This is a genomic window from Streptomyces cinereospinus (assembly GCF_042430725.1).
Classification (GTDB): Bacteria; Actinomycetota; Actinomycetes; order Streptomycetales; family Streptomycetaceae; genus Streptomyces; species Streptomyces cinereospinus.
Genome location: NZ_JBHMCY010000052.1, coordinates 40,803 through 54,575, shown reverse-complemented (window position 1 = coordinate 54,575; position 13,773 = coordinate 40,803). Strand labels below are relative to the sequence as shown.

The window sequence follows — 13,773 nt, the reverse complement described above, 5'->3', positions numbered from 1 at the left end:
CGCGCGTCCAGGAACGCCTGGTAGGCAGGGGGAATGACGTGCTGGTGCACATCGATGCGGTGGGTCATCCGGTCTGCTCCTGTCAGAGTCGGGAAAGGGGGGTCGGGCCGGGAGGCGGACGCGGGCCGGCGCGGGGCGTTCCGCGAGGTGGGGCGTGCCGCGCCCCGCGCCGGGCATGCGCCGTTTCGCAGAGGTGTGAGGCACGTGTCCCAGAGGTACGCCAGGCATGTGTCCCACAAGCGCGCCAGGCACATGCCTCACGGACGTACTAGGCGCATGTCTTACAGACGTACTAGGCGCATGTCTTACAGACGTACGAGGCGCATGTCTTACAGACGTACGAGGCGCATGTCTCGCAGACGTACGGGACACGTCTGTCACAGACGGACGAGACCGCCGTCCGTCATGATCGTCTGCCCGGTGATGAAGGAACTGTCATCGCTGGTGAGGAAGGCGACGGTGCCGACGATGTCCTGGGCCACGCCGACGCGTTTGATGGCCTGCATGCCCGCCACGTCCTGGAGCATCGAGTCCCCGATGTTCACCTGCCCCCCCGGCGTACGGGAGGCGGTCGGCGACACCGCGTTGACCGTGATGCCGAAGGGCGCGAGGTCACTGGCCAGGGCCCGTGTCAGGCCGATGACGCCGCCCTTGCTCGCCATGTAGTGCACGAGGCCGGGCACCGCCAGGCCCAGGGAATTGGAGGCGAGATTGACGATCCGGCCCCATCCTCCGTCACGCATCCCGCCCATGACCGCCTTGGCCATGAGGAACTGCGAGTCGAGGTTGATCTCCTGCGTGCGCTTCCACTCGGCGAAGTCCAGCTCGAAGACATCGCGGAAGGGGAAGATGCCGGCGTTGTTCACGAGGATGTCGACCCGGCCGGACAGGGTCGTCATCGGCTGGACCAGCGCGGCGACCTGTTCCGGGTCGGAGACGTCGGCCTTGAGCGCCAGGGCCCGCCGGCCGAGCGATGTCACTTGCGCGACGGTGTCGTCGGCTTCCTTGAGGTCGACGGAGATGATGTCCGCTCCGCGCCGTGCCAGTTCGAGCGCGATGGCCTGGCCGAAGCCACCTGCCGCTCCGGTGACTACAGCCACGCGGCCGTCATGCGAGTTCATGGTGGTCCGTTCCCGGGCTGCGGAGGAAGGGGATTCCTGCCCCGCTGCACGTATGTGCCTGTGCGTGAGTGCCTGTGCGTATGTGTGGCTGCGAGATGATGTGTGGGCCGGGGCGTCCGGTCACAGGGGGAGCTGGCGTGTGCCGGTCTCCACGGTCATCCAGCGCAGCTCGGTGAACTCCTCGATGCCGTTCAGACCCGACCGGCCCCAGCCGCTGTCCTTGACCCCGCCGTTGGGCGACTGGGGTTCGTCGTTGATCGTCGGCGTGTTGACGTGCACGGCCCCGGAGTCGATGCGCCGGCTGATCGCCATGCCCCGGCCGACGTCCGAGGTCAGTACGGAGAAGGACAGGCCGTAGGGGTTCTCGTTGACGAGCCTCACGCCCTCGTCGTCGTCGGCGATCGGGCGCACGACGACGACCGGGCCGAAGGTCTCCTCGCAGGACAGCGACGCGTCGTCGGGGACATCGACCAGGACGGTGGGCTCGAAGACGCGGCCGGTGTGGGCCCCGCCCGTGAGGAGCTTGGCCCCCTGGGCGACCGCGTCGGCCACGGCGGCCTTGGTGCCGTGCAGCGCGGCGTCGTTGATCAGCGGTCCGATCACCGTGGCGGGGTCGGAGGGGTCGCCCAGGGGCAGTGCGCGGGCAGCGTCCACGAGCTTGGCCGTGAAGGCGTCGTAGACGCTGTGGTGGACCAGGATCCGGCGGGCGTTCATGCAGATCTGGCCCTGGTGGAAGAAGGCGCTGAACGCGGCGGTCCGGGCGGCGTGGTCCAGGTCGGCGTCCTCGGTGACGATGATCTGGTTGTAGCCGCCCAGTTCCAGCACGGTCCGCTTGAGGGAGGCGGCGGCGCGCGCGGCCACCACCCTGGCGGTCCTCGCCGAGCCGGTGAAGTACAGACAGCGCACGGCGCGGTTCTCGTACAGCTCCTCGGCGATCTCGGCGGCGCCGCCCGGCGCGTGGGTGACGACGTTCACCGTGCCCGGCGGGAAGCCGGCGTCGTGCAGGACCTCGCCGATCAGCAGCCCGGCCGTGACCGGGGCCTCCTCCGAGGGCTTGACGACGACCGTGTTGCCGGCGGCCAGCGGGGCCACCACCGCACGCCACGCCAGGACGTGCGCTCCGTTCCACGGCGTGAAGCTCGCGACCACGCCCAGCGGCTTGCGCTCCGCGGTGGCGAAGGTGTGCGGGAAGTCGGTGCGGAGCATCTCGCCGTGCGGGTAGTAGACCCAGCCCGCCGCCTGACGCAGCAGGTTGACCGACCACTGCACCTGGAAGTGGGCGAAACCGGCTCCTGAGCCGCTTTCGCGGGCCAGTGCTTCCACCACCTCCGCGGTGCGCTCGTGCAGGAGGTCGGCGGCCCTCAGGAACAGGGACTGCTTGGCCGCCGGGGCAAGGGCCGCCCACTCGGGCTGGGCGGCGGCGGCCGCGGCCACCGCGTGGGCCATGTCGGTGCGGGAACTGGCCGGGACGCGGGCGACGACGGAGTCGTCGTAGGGGCTGGTCACCTCATACGTCGCACCGTCGGCTGCCGCGGCCCACGCTCCGCCGATGATCTGCGTGTGTTCGCGGATTCCCGACGGGGACTCGATGGGCGTGCTGCTGGTCATGTCTCTCCTTGCAAGGTCCGTCGTACGAAAATCTGCGGGAGTCCGCAGGCTGCGGGCGATGTGCCGGATGGATCGGGCCGGGCGGCACGCGAAGCGCTCGTGCCCTGGTCGGCCGTGCCATGCGCATGCGCGGTGCGCCCTGCGCATCGGCGGGTGCCGCGTACCAGCCGCAGGGCGGTGATTCAGATCGCCGCCGGGGCGAGCGCTCCCCGTACGAGCACCGCACCAGCCACATCCGCGGCGCCGGCGGAGTGGGGTGCTTCGGCTGCGCTGGGTCCTGACATCACGACCTCCGACGAGTAGTTCGGTTGCGGCAGAGTGAACTAGGCATCACTCGGCGATGACATGGCTCCGAGGTCCAAAGCTCCGTCCAGTGGCGGGCCCGCGAGCGCTGCCACCGCCCCTGCATGGCTCCGCAGGTCAACGGCTGCCGCAGATGTTGTGCCGGCGGTACCAAACACACCGGGGCGGTGGGCGGCACCGCCTCACGCAGACCGACCTCGCCCTGACGCTGCGTACCGGCCCGGACGTGGCAGCGCCTGGCGGCATCGTGGGTACGGCATCACCGAGGGTGTCACCCCGGACACGCGGGGGGGGGGACGGTGTCCGTCCGGCTCGGTGGCGTACGCGCTCGCCTGCTCGGCCGACGCCACCGTCGGTTCCGTCGAGGACAGCCTCAAGCGGCTGGGGACGGATCCCCGCGACTGCGTGTGGGTGACGCCATCGCGCAGGACTTCTACGGCGACGAGTGGCTCGCCGCCCGCGAAAGCGCCCGGACCGGCACGTTGCGGGTGCCGCAGAGCGTGCGGGACGAAGGCCTCATCCGGGCCTGAGGGCGCGGAGCCGACAGGTCGGGCCGTTGGAGCTGACGCAGCGTGCACGAGGTGTCCGGCGGGCAGAGCCGTGTACGGTGGTCCGGCGTCTTCACGCCCGCCGGGACGAGCGACGAGGAGGCGGTCGCCCTGCTCCGCGGCATCCACGCCGCAGGACCGGCCGCACGGAAGAAGACCCTGGACGGATGAGCCCGGGCCCGGGAGGCTCGGCGGCGCGCCGTCCCTTCGCACGGCGGCGCCGACCGCGGCACGGCATCGCGACGCCGTGCCGGTACGGGCCGCGCGGCCTGGCCGCCGCTGCGACAAGTCCGCCACCGTCCACCGCGCCGGACTCCGCCTCGCCGCCGTCTTCGTCCGGTCGGCGTCATGACCCGATGCGCGACGGCCTGGCTAGTGCCGGACGAGGCGGGTGAGAGTGACCCCGTTGGGGAAGGCGGTGCGCTCGGCCACGTCGAAGACGGTGGGGTCGAAGGCGCCGTCGACCGCTGGGACACCGGTCCCGGCAATGACCGGATAGGTCTTGATCATCAACTCGTCGATCTCGGGCAGCAGGGTGCCCGCGAGTCGACCGCCCCCGCAGAGCCAGATGTCCAGGCCGGTGTCCACCTCGCCCTTGAGCTCGCGGACGAGGGCCAGCGGGTCGCTCGGCACGACGGTGACGGCTGGGTCGGTGTCCGGCTCGAGAGTGCTGGACACCACGTACTGGCGCAGGTGCGCGTACGGGCTGGTGATCCCGTTGTCGAGGGCGGGGCGGTAGGCGCCGAGGCCCATGACGACGGTGTCGAAACGCCGGTTGGGCGCGTCCGCGAGCCCGACGGCGGCGCGGTAAGCGGTCGGGACGGTGTCCGGGTACAGCGCGTTCATCCACGCCGAGTAGGCGGCGGCCTGCTGGTCGTCCCCCTGCGGGAAGAAGTCGAACTCGCCGCCGGGACCGGCGATGCGGCCGTCGAGCGAGACGCCGACGTAGTACACGAGCTTTCGCATGACGATCCCCCACACGTAGTACTCCAAGCGAAGTGGTCTCAACGTAGTACTACATACGGAGTGGTGTCAATCGTGGGACGCGGCGCCCGGTGGCGCTCGGCCCTCGTCCACGCGGCGATCGAGGCGCCGGCCCGAGCAGGCGAACGCGGCCTGGCGTTCCGGGCCGTGGATGCCGAGGGCACGGTTCCGGTCGGCACGGGGAACCACTGCGCCAGCCGCGACGACGTGTGGACCCGGGCGGACGCCCGGGTCCACATGCGACTCCAGCCCGACGAGGCCGCGGTCGTCCGCCGGCAGGCGGGCCACCGCGCCAGAGAGACCGGGGCCTCCGGCCTCCTGGCGACGCCACCGCCGTCAAGCTGCCCATGCTGACGCTGAACTGGCCGCCGACTGGACGACTTGTCCGCGCCGCGCGCTGTCGTCGTCCACCGCGTTCCCGGCCCTCCTGGTCGGCACCTGCTCACCGTCCGCCAACTGGCCGCCTCCTCGGGCCTCCTCGGAGGTTGCTGCGGCGTCCCGAGATGCAGCGGAGGAGATCCGGAGCGAACCTGGTGACAGGGGACTCTCCATGAGGCCCACGCCAGGGGTGCGGGACGTGCACAGCCTGGCTCCCAGCATTGCGAGGCTTCGGCATGCGGTTCGGACGCGCCCTGGCGACTGCCGTGTTGTCGGCTCCCCTGCCCTTCGCCGGCATGACGGAGCCGGCCTCAGCGGCCTTGCAGCACATCATCGTCCTCCAGGGCAAGGTCGGGGCGCGCGACGGGGTCGATGTCTGGGGAGGCGGCTCCGTCCAGAACGAACTCCCGTTCCGCGAGACGTTCGTTCTCACGCACAACGACCGGCAGAAGAAGATGACCTTCAGAGTGTGTGCGGGCGGGGAAGCCAGAGCCGTTCTGTACCTGCGGGCATATCTGCGTGACGACGAGCAGGTGTACGTGCGGCCGAACGTGTGGCTGTATGAGGGCGCGAACTGCGACACCAGTGACCTCGATGCGAATTTCTGGCCCGAGGCTCAAGTGATGCCCGGGGGTCGGGGCAGCCGCTCGTGGCAGATATGGCTGCCTTCCGAGGAGACCAATCTCGGTGGGCGGGACGCGGCCTACGCGACGATCACGTTCACCCACGCCCTGTTCCCGTGACGGCTGTCCAGGACACCCGCTAACGCGTCACGCGGTAGCGGAGGTGGACGACCCCCGGGGCGTACGTGCGGGTCTCCACGAGTGCGAGATCCACCCGGCGCTCGCGGTGGGGGAAGAACGGGATGCCACCGCCCACCAGCACCGGGTAGACCCTGACCCGGTACTCGTCGATCAGACCCGATGCGGCGGCCTCGGCGGCGAGCGTCGCACCGCCGATCGCGATGTCGCCCTCCCCCGGCCCGGCCCGCAACCGCTCGATCTCCTCCGCCAGGCCGCCGCAGGCCAGGCGGGCGTTGCCCTGCACCTCCGACAGCGTGGTGGAGAACACCACCTTCGGCAGCGGCTTCCAGAGTGCGGCCCACTCCAGCTGCGAGTCGTCGAGCGAGGGATCCTGGTCGGCGGTCTCCCAGTACAGCATCGTCTCGTACAGCCGTCGTCCCAGCAGGTGGACGCCGACCTGCCGGATCTCATCGATCCAGGATCGGAAGACCTCCTCGCCCGGCGCCGTCCAGTCGAAGCCGCCGTCCGGCCCGACGATGTAGCCGTCGAGTGAGACGCTCATCGAATAGGTCACGCTGCGCATCAGAAGTCCTCCTCCGTGACGGGTTCGACGATAGGACCGCCGGACGCCGCAGAACTCGTCGCGGCTCGCGCAAGCCCTCGGAGTTGCTCACCTCATCGCCTCATGGGCCCGGCCTTCCCGCGCGTACGGCGGGCAGCCGGCTGCTCACTGGATCAGTCCGGTGTGCGGGTGATCGGGGGAGGCCGGGCAGGCGTGGCGTCGAGCCCGGTGCACCGGCAGCGCGCCAGATTCCTGCCGACGGTCCCCAGCACGAACTACGACACCTCCCCAGGCGTGACCGAAGAGTGCGCGGTTCGTCGTTTCCCGCGCCGGGGAGGTCGGAGCCCGGTCGGCGCCGGCCGTCGCCGTCGCAGGGCCGCCACCGCCGCCGCAGGCTCTGCCGGGACCGGCACGGACAGCGGGGCGGGGAGGTCCCGCCGTTCGCGAGCCGCCGCCAGGCCTGCGTACCTGCCGGGTTCGTACGGGCCCGCCCGCCGACGGGACACCGACGCGTGCGGTGGCCGCCCATGCCGCGCTCGCCGATGCCTCTTCTCCGCGTGCGTGCGCTCTCGCTGAGGAACACAGGAGCGAGGGGAACAGGCCAACGGCACATGCCGCGCCTGCCGAACACCACCCGTGCGGGCGCCACCAGATGGAGTGAAAACGCAGCTCAGTGAGGCGATACGCCTGAAATGTCCCCCATGATGACGTTGTCTCGTCCCCCCCCCCTCTCGCACAGCGCAAGGAGTACGACCATGTCCGAGACGACCGAGCCCAACGTCGGTTCGTTCACCCTCGGCGGTCCGCTGACCGCCGAACCCGCCGTGCCGATCGAGGTGCCGGAGCACGAGGAGTGGCAGCTGCCGAACGGCTTCGCCTGGGTGTTCCCGGGCGAGAACAACCGTGGTCTCGTCCGGCCGGTGATCATGGCGGACGGCTTCAACCTCGGCCGGAGCAGGCTCGACGTGCTGTACCAGGGGCTGGAGAGCGGCTACCCGTTCGTCTCCGAGCTGCGCCGGCGCGACAGGGACGTCATCCTGCTCGGCTTCGAGGAGCGCAGTGCGTCGATCCTGGACAACGCGCAGGCGGCCAAGGCCGCCGTCCAGCGGGCCGTCGCCGAGCGGCTGGGCGGCGCCCCCCTGGTCGTCGGCGGCTTCAGCATGGGCGGCATCGTCACCCGCTACGCACTCGCCGAGCTGGAGACGGAGGGCATCGACCACCAGACCGCGCTGTACTTCTCCTACGACAGCCCTCACCGCGGCGCTTCCATCCCGGTCGGTGTGCAGGCCTTCTCCCACTTCATCCCGCTGCCGAACAACTTCGCCCGGCAGATGAACAGCCCGGCCGCGCGCCAGATGCTGTGGCAGCACTACGACAAGGACACCGGCAAGACCGGCGTCGCGCCGGAACGCACGGAGTTCCTGGCCGCCCTGGACCGGATCGGCCACTGGCCGCGGCGCCCGCGCATCGTCGCCGTGGCCAACGGCCGCGGCGACGGGGTGGGGCTGCCGGAGGTGAAGCCCGGCGAGGTCGCGCTGCGGATCGACCAGATCTACCCGGGCACCACCTTCTACGTCCAGGCCCAGGGCGACGACGTGACGGCCGCCTACCTGAACCGCAGGTTCCCGAAGGCCGAGAAGACCATCACGACCAGTGGCTTCCCCGAGCTGGACGGCGCGCCGGGCGGCACTCTGCACACCTACGGGATCCTCGCCGAGGCGATGGAAAAACTCGGCGGCCGCGTGGACCTGCGGCACGAGGACGTGTGCTTCGTCCCCTCGGTCAGCGCGGTCGCGGTCCGCGACATCGCCGAGCAGGCCGATCTCTACGTCGACATCGACGAGCTGAGCCCGGAGGAGAGCGAACTGGACGACTTCCTCTGCTCGTCCACGACCACCGCTCACACGGCCATCACCGAAGAGCTGTGCGGCTGGCTCATGGACCGGCTCCCCGACTGAGCCCCTCCCCCACCGTCCGGGTACGCCGTCCGCATCACACCGCGGACGGCGGCCCCTTGGTGACGTCGGGACGCCGCCCGCTCGGGGTCAGGCCCGCAGGTAAGTGAGGACGGCCAGGACCCGGCGGTGGGTCTGGTCGGCCGGTGGCAGGTCCAGCTTGGTGAGGATGTTGCCGATGTGCTTGCCGATCGCGGCTTCCGAGACCACCAGATCCTGGGCGATCGCGCCGTTGGACTTGCCTTCGGCGATCAGTGCGAGCACCTCCCGTTCGCGCGGGGTGAGCCGCTCCAGCGGATCGCGGCGGCGGCGCAGCAACTGGCGTACCACCTCGGGGTCGACCACCGTCCCGCCGTCCGCCACCCTGTGCAGCGCCTCCACGAACTCCTCGACCTGGCCGACCCGGTCCTTGAGCAGATAGCCGACGCCTGACCCGTCACCGGAGTCGAGGAGTTCGGCGGCGTACGTCCGCTGCACGTACTGACTGAGGACCAGGACCGGGAGAGCGGGGTGCTGCTCGCGCAGCCGCACCGCCGCGTGCAGGCCCTCGTCCTGGAAGCCGGGCGGCATGCGGACGTCCGTCACCACGATGTCGGGGGCGTGCTCCGCGACGGCGGCGATCAGCGCCTCGGCGTCGCCGACCGCCGACACCACCTGGTGGCCGCAGCGGCCGAGCAGGCCGACGAGCCCTTCTCGCAGCAGCACGCTGTCTTCGGCCAGCACTACGCGCAGCGATCGGCCGCCTCGGTCAACTCGCAAGGAAACTCCACACGCAACAGAGTCGGCCCACCCGGCGGACTGGTCAGGGCAAGTCTGCCATCCAGGACCGACACCCGGTCAGCGAGTCCGGTGAGGCCGCTGCCCGCGGAGGGGTCCGCGCCACCGCGGCCGTCGTCGCGCACTTCGAGGAACAGGCGCCCGTCCCGGTGACCGCCGCTGACCCGCGCGCGGCCGGCCCGGCTGTGCTTGGCGACGTTGGCCAGCGCCTCGCAGACCACGAAGTACGCCGCGGACTCGACCGCGGGCGCCGGCCGGGCCGGCAGTTCCAGGTCCACGTCGACGGGGATCGCGCAGCGGTCGGCGGCGTCGGCGACGGCGGCTTCCAGGCCGTAGTCCGTGAGGACCTTGGGGTGAATGCCGTGGATGAGCTCGCGCAGCTCCGCGAGCGCCTTGCCCGCCTCCTCGTGGGCCTTGGTGAGCTGGTCGGCCAGCGGTCCTGGCGGGGCGTCGAGGCGGGCCAGCCCGAGGGCGATCGTCAGGGCCACCAGACGCTGCTGGGCGCCGTCGTGCAGGTCGCGCTCGATACGGCGCCGCTCGCCCTCGAAGGCGTCCACCAACCGGGCACGGGAACGGGCCAGTTCCACCACCTCGGCGTCGAGCTCGCCCTCGCGGGAGACGATCAGCACCCGGGTCAGCCCGGCGCGGGCGCCCGCCGTGGCGCCGAGCAGGTAGGCCCCCAGGCCCACGAGGAGCAGGCCCAGGGCGGCGACGCCGAAAGCGGCCGGCCATGTGGTGACCGTCCACAGCTTGAGCACCTTCGCCTCGTGGCCGTCGCCGACCGTGCTCATCAGCAGCGGGGTGGCCACCATGGACAGCGGGAAGAGCAGGGCGACCGTGAGCGCCAGGGCGTCGACCGGCCACAGCAGCCCGGCGAACAGCAGCGCGTACCCGAGCTCCCGCCAGGTCGCCTGTTCGCGCAGCCGGGTGGTCAGCCAGGCCCACAGACCGGGCGTGGCCGGCACCTGATGCCGGCCGGACACCGGGTCGCGGTCGATCAGGCGCAGCCTGCGCCGCTCCGCCCAGGCCACCGGGATCCCGGCGAGGGCGACCATGACGAGCAGGGGCAGCCCCACCAGGACGAGGGCGAGCGCACCACAGACCACCGCCATCGTCACGATCCCCACCAGGGCGGCCATGCCGGTCACCGCCCCGGTGAGCAGGTACGCGGCGGAGCGCAAGGGCCAGACCGACAGCAGGAAGCCCGGCCGGGACATGGCCTGCCACACATTCCGAGAGTGCATGTGCATGACCGTACGGGGACTGCCTCGGCCGGTGCCATCGGCCCGGTGCCCCTATCGGGGGTAGGCCTGGCCCTACCCCAGGTCTCGGTCCCGCGTTACTGCGTCACGCGGGGCGCCCGCGGTTTCGTGGAGGCGTCAACGAACCGAGAAGCAGACGCTGATGGGGGACCCTATGAGCAACGACGCGATCCGATTGCGCTCCGTGACCCGGCGGTACGGCCCGGGCGCCATGTCCGTCACCGCCCTCGACGACGTGTCGCTCGCCTTCCCGAGGGGGACCTTCACCGCCGTGATGGGCCCCTCCGGGTCCGGCAAGTCGACTCTGTTGCAGTGCGCCGCGGGCCTGGACCGGCCCACGTCGGGCTCGGTCACCGTGGGCGGCACCGAGCTGACCGGGCTGAGCGAGACCCAGCTGACCCTGCTGCGCCGCGAGCGCATCGGCTTCGTGTTCCAGGCGTTCAACCTGCTGCCCTCGCTGACCGCCGAGCAGAACGTGGCCCTGCCGCTGCGGCTGGCCGGCCGCCGCCCGAAGAAGGCCCGGGTGCGCGAGGTGCTCGAACAGGTCGGCCTCGGCGACCGGGCGCGGCACCGCCCGGCGGAGATGTCCGGCGGCCAGCAGCAGCGGGTGGCCCTGGCCCGCGCCCTGATCACCCGCCCCGACGTGCTGTTCGGCGACGAGCCGACCGGCGCGCTCGACTCGCGGACCGGCCGCGAGGTGCTGACGCTGCTGCGCGGCATGGTCGACCGGGACGGCCGGACGATCATCATGGTCACCCACGACCCCGTCGCCGCCTCCTGCGCCGACCGCGTCGTCTTCCTCGTCGACGGCCGGGTCAACGGCGAGCTGACCGGCGCCTCCGCCGAGGACATCGCGGCGCACATGGCCAAGCTGGAGGCGGCGCCGTGCTGAGCACCACGCTGCGCACCCTGCGCACCCGCTGGGTCACCTTCGCCGGCAGTTTCGTCGCCCTGTCCCTGGGCGTGGCGCTGATCGCCGTGATGGGGCTGGCCCTGGCGTCCTCGCTGGACGCGCCCGAGCGGGGGCCGGAGCGGTTCGCCGCCGCGCCGGTCGTCGTCAAGGGCCAGGACACCCTCGTGGTGTCCACCTCGATCGGCGACCGCACCCAGAAGCTCGCACAGCCGCGTGCCGTGCCCGACGGCACGGTCGCGAAGCTGCGAGACCTCGGAACCGTCGTCGAGGACCGGTCGTTCGCCGTGCGGGCCGAGGACGGGCCCGCCGATCTGGTCGGCCACCCCTGGTCCACCGCGGCCTTCGCCCCGTACCGGCTCGACGCGGGACGGGCGCCCGAGGCCGCGGACGAGATCGTCGTCAGCGGTGACTGGGCCCGTCCGGGCACCCGGGTGCGGACCGGTGACGGCACGATGCGCGTCGTCGGCACGGTGACCGGGCTCGGCTTCGAGAACGCCGTGTTCTACACCGACGCCCGCGCCGCCGAACTGTCGCCGCGCAGCCTGCAGCTGGTGGTCGACGCCGATGCGGCGGCCGTGCGCGAGGCGGTGCGCGGCAGCGTGGGCGTCCAGGTCCTCACCGCGGACGCGCGCCGGTACGCCGACGCCGACCCCGACCGGGACAGCGAGGCCCTCACCGCGATGAACGCCATGTTCGGCACGGCCGGAGGCGTCACCGGGTTCGTGTCGGTGTTCGTGGTGGCCTCGACCTTCGCGTTCGCGGTGGCCCAGCGGCGCCGCGAGTTCGGGCTGCTGCGCACCGCCGGGGCGACCCCGGGGCAGCTCCGCCGCATGGTCGTCGCCGAGGCGCTCGCGGTCGGTGTGGCGGCCTCCGCCGCCGGCTGTGTGCTCGCTTCCTGCGGCGCCCCCGCGCTCGCCGAGTGGGCGGCCGGCGAGCGCCTCGCGCCCCGCTGGTTCACCATCGGCGACTACACCTGGCCCTACCACCTGGCGTTCTGGACGGGCCTGTTGGTGGCCCTGTGCGGCGTGCTGGCCGCGTCCTGGCGGGCCGGGCGCACCGGTCCCACCGAGGCGCTGTGCGAGGCGTCCGTGGAGACCCGGCCGATGACCCCGGGCCGCCGGCTGTGCGGCGCGGCCCTGCTGATCACCGCCGCGGTGACGCTGGCCCTGGCCCTGGTGACGAACCCGGGCGACCTGCTGCACCGCAAGACGTACGTGGGCCGGCCGATGCTGCTGATCAGCGCGGCCGCGCTGCTCGCCCCGGCGCTGGTGCGGCCACTGGCCCGGCTGATCGCCTGGCTGCCGGCCCGGCTGCCGGGGGCCGGGGGGATGCTGGTCCGGGAGAACGCCGCCGCCGGGGCGCGCCGCACCGCCGCCGTCGCGGCGCCGGTGCTGGTCACGGTCGCGCTGGCGGGCTCGCTGCTCGGGGCCACCGCCACCCTCGGCGAGGCGAAGGCCACCGAGGTGCGCGAGCGGACGGCCGCCGACTTCGTGGTCACTTCGGCGGGCGACGCCGGCTTCGACGAGGCGACGCTGCGGCGGCTCCGGGCCGTGTCCGGGGCCGAGGTGTCGGCGAGCTCGGCGAGCGCCGTGTACGTCCTGGAGGACGGCGTGGCGCTCGTCAGGTCCGGTGCCAGGGCCGCCGAGCCGGGACCGCTCGCGGCGACGGCCCGGCTGCCGCTCGCCGCCGGGAAGGTGAGCGACCTGGACGACGGCTCGATCATCGTCAACGAGGAGTGGGAGAAGCACACCGTGGGCGAGCGGGTGGAGGTGTGGCTCGGCGACGGCACGAGGAGGTCCCTCAGGATCGCTGCGGTCATGACCACCGGCACCGGCGACAACGGCGTCTACGTCACCCCGCGCAACGCCCCCGCGGCACCCGTCGACCGGGTCGACGTACGCCTCGCGGACGGTGCCGACGCGGGCACCGTGGCCGCCGGTCTGCGCCGGGCGGTCCGGGTGTCGGGCGGGGAGGTCCTCGCCAGGGACACCTGGGTGCGGGCGACGTACCCCGAGACCGACCGGACGACCCGGGCGGGCTTCCTCCTGGTCCTCGGGATCGCCCTGCTCTACACCGGCATCTCGCTGGCCAACACGATGGTCATGGCGACCTCCGACCGGGTTCGCGAACTGGCCGCGCTGCGGCTGGCCGGCGCCACCAGGTGGCAGGTGCTGCGGCTGGTGGGCGCCGAGGCGCTGGTGGTCGTCATGGTCGGCGGCCTGCTGGGGGCGCTGGTCGCCGGACTCAACCTGGCGGGTCTGTGGGGCGCCCTGGGCCTGCTGTCGGTGCGGACGTCCATCGAGATCCCGTGGGCGACGCTCGCGGCGGTCCTGGGCGCCTGTGCGGTGGTCGCCGTGCTCTCGGCGGCCGCTCCGGCCGGCCTCGCCCTGCGCCGTGGGGCGGTGGAGCTCGCGGGCGCACGGGAGTGACCCGCTGACACGGTGCCGGGCGGTCGGCGGCGGTGTCGGCGGACCTGACCCTGGACCCGCCGGCGACCAGGATCATCGTCGCGCGCTCGCCGGCCGGGCCGCTGGTCAGTTCCTGCTCGGGCCGGACGGCGCGCCACAGCGGCTCGGCGGGCGGGCGGCGGAACGGGCCGCCCGCGTCGTGGGTGCGGTC

Annotated in this window: 12 protein-coding genes and 1 pseudogene; 7 read left to right on the top strand and 6 right to left on the bottom strand. The window is 72.3% G+C overall.

The genetic code is table 11. From position 1 onward, the window contains the following. Positions 1-377: 377 nt before the first annotated feature. Both ACFF45_RS24390 and ACFF45_RS24385 read right to left on the bottom strand, forming a co-directional pair. A complete protein-coding gene (locus tag ACFF45_RS24390) occupies positions 378-1,100 on the bottom strand; it encodes an SDR family NAD(P)-dependent oxidoreductase (protein ID WP_381348587.1) in 723 nt (240 codons plus the stop codon). Between the two features lie 141 nt (positions 1,101-1,241). After that, the gene (locus ACFF45_RS24385) at positions 1,242-2,729 is read right to left on the bottom strand and encodes an aldehyde dehydrogenase family protein (protein ID WP_381348586.1); all 1,488 of its coding nucleotides are present in this window, start codon (positions 2,727-2,729) and stop codon (positions 1,242-1,244) included. A 639-nt stretch (positions 2,730-3,368) separates the two neighbouring features. Between ACFF45_RS24385 and ACFF45_RS24380 the strand changes: the two are divergent. Both ACFF45_RS24380 and ACFF45_RS24375 read left to right on the top strand, forming a co-directional pair. Further along, a pseudogene (locus tag ACFF45_RS24380) lies at positions 3,369-3,559 on the top strand (aldo/keto reductase); the annotation flags it as partial. A gap of 45 nt (positions 3,560-3,604) precedes the next feature. Next, complete coding sequence (locus tag ACFF45_RS24375) at positions 3,605-3,751, top strand: SRPBCC family protein (RefSeq protein WP_381348585.1); 147 nt, start codon at positions 3,605-3,607, stop codon at positions 3,749-3,751. Between the two features lie 201 nt (positions 3,752-3,952). Here ACFF45_RS24375 and ACFF45_RS24370 read toward each other — a convergent pair whose 3' ends face one another. Beyond that, entirely contained in the window at positions 3,953-4,546 is a 594-nt protein-coding gene (locus ACFF45_RS24370; protein WP_381348584.1) for a dihydrofolate reductase family protein, read from the bottom strand. 63 nt (positions 4,547-4,609) lie between these two features. Between ACFF45_RS24370 and ACFF45_RS24365 the strand changes: the two genes are divergently transcribed. Further along, positions 4,610-4,918 (top strand): hypothetical protein, encoded by a 309-nt coding sequence (locus tag ACFF45_RS24365; protein WP_381348583.1) that lies wholly within the window; start codon positions 4,610-4,612, stop codon positions 4,916-4,918. Between the two features lie 320 nt (positions 4,919-5,238). Further along, entirely contained in the window at positions 5,239-5,685 is a 447-nt protein-coding gene (locus tag ACFF45_RS24360) for a hypothetical protein (protein WP_381348582.1), read from the top strand. 19 nt (positions 5,686-5,704) lie between these two features. Here the strand turns inward: ACFF45_RS24360 and ACFF45_RS24355 are convergent, their stop codons facing one another. Next, positions 5,705-6,268: a dihydrofolate reductase family protein gene (locus tag ACFF45_RS24355; RefSeq protein WP_381348581.1), complete on the bottom strand. Its 564-nt coding sequence runs from the start codon at positions 6,266-6,268 to the stop codon at positions 5,705-5,707. A 734-nt stretch (positions 6,269-7,002) separates the two neighbouring features. On the opposite strand from ACFF45_RS24355, the gene ACFF45_RS24350 reads away from it, so the two are divergent. Then, positions 7,003-8,205 (top strand): alpha/beta hydrolase, encoded by a 1,203-nt coding sequence (locus ACFF45_RS24350; protein ID WP_381348580.1) that lies wholly within the window; start codon positions 7,003-7,005, stop codon positions 8,203-8,205. A gap of 87 nt (positions 8,206-8,292) precedes the next feature. Here ACFF45_RS24350 and ACFF45_RS24345 read toward each other — a convergent pair whose 3' ends face one another. Next, entirely contained in the window at positions 8,293-8,925 is a 633-nt protein-coding gene (locus ACFF45_RS24345; protein WP_381348579.1) for a response regulator transcription factor, read from the bottom strand. Then, the gene (locus tag ACFF45_RS24340) at positions 8,925-10,196 is read right to left on the bottom strand and encodes a sensor histidine kinase (protein ID WP_381348591.1); all 1,272 of its coding nucleotides are present in this window, start codon (positions 10,194-10,196) and stop codon (positions 8,925-8,927) included. Before ACFF45_RS24340 ends, ACFF45_RS24345 begins: the two co-directional genes overlap by 1 nt. Positions 10,197-10,395: 199 nt before the next feature. On the opposite strand from ACFF45_RS24340, the gene ACFF45_RS24335 reads away from it, so the two are divergent. Together ACFF45_RS24335 and ACFF45_RS24330 are read left to right on the top strand one after the other, a co-directional pair. After that, complete coding sequence (locus ACFF45_RS24335) at positions 10,396-11,133, top strand: ABC transporter ATP-binding protein (protein ID WP_381348578.1); 738 nt, start codon at positions 10,396-10,398, stop codon at positions 11,131-11,133. Continuing rightward, positions 11,127-13,583, top strand: coding sequence for an ABC transporter permease (locus ACFF45_RS24330; protein ID WP_381348577.1), 2,457 nt, complete (start codon positions 11,127-11,129; stop codon positions 13,581-13,583). Before ACFF45_RS24335 ends, ACFF45_RS24330 begins: the two co-directional genes overlap by 7 nt. Positions 13,584-13,773 lie beyond the last annotated feature (190 nt).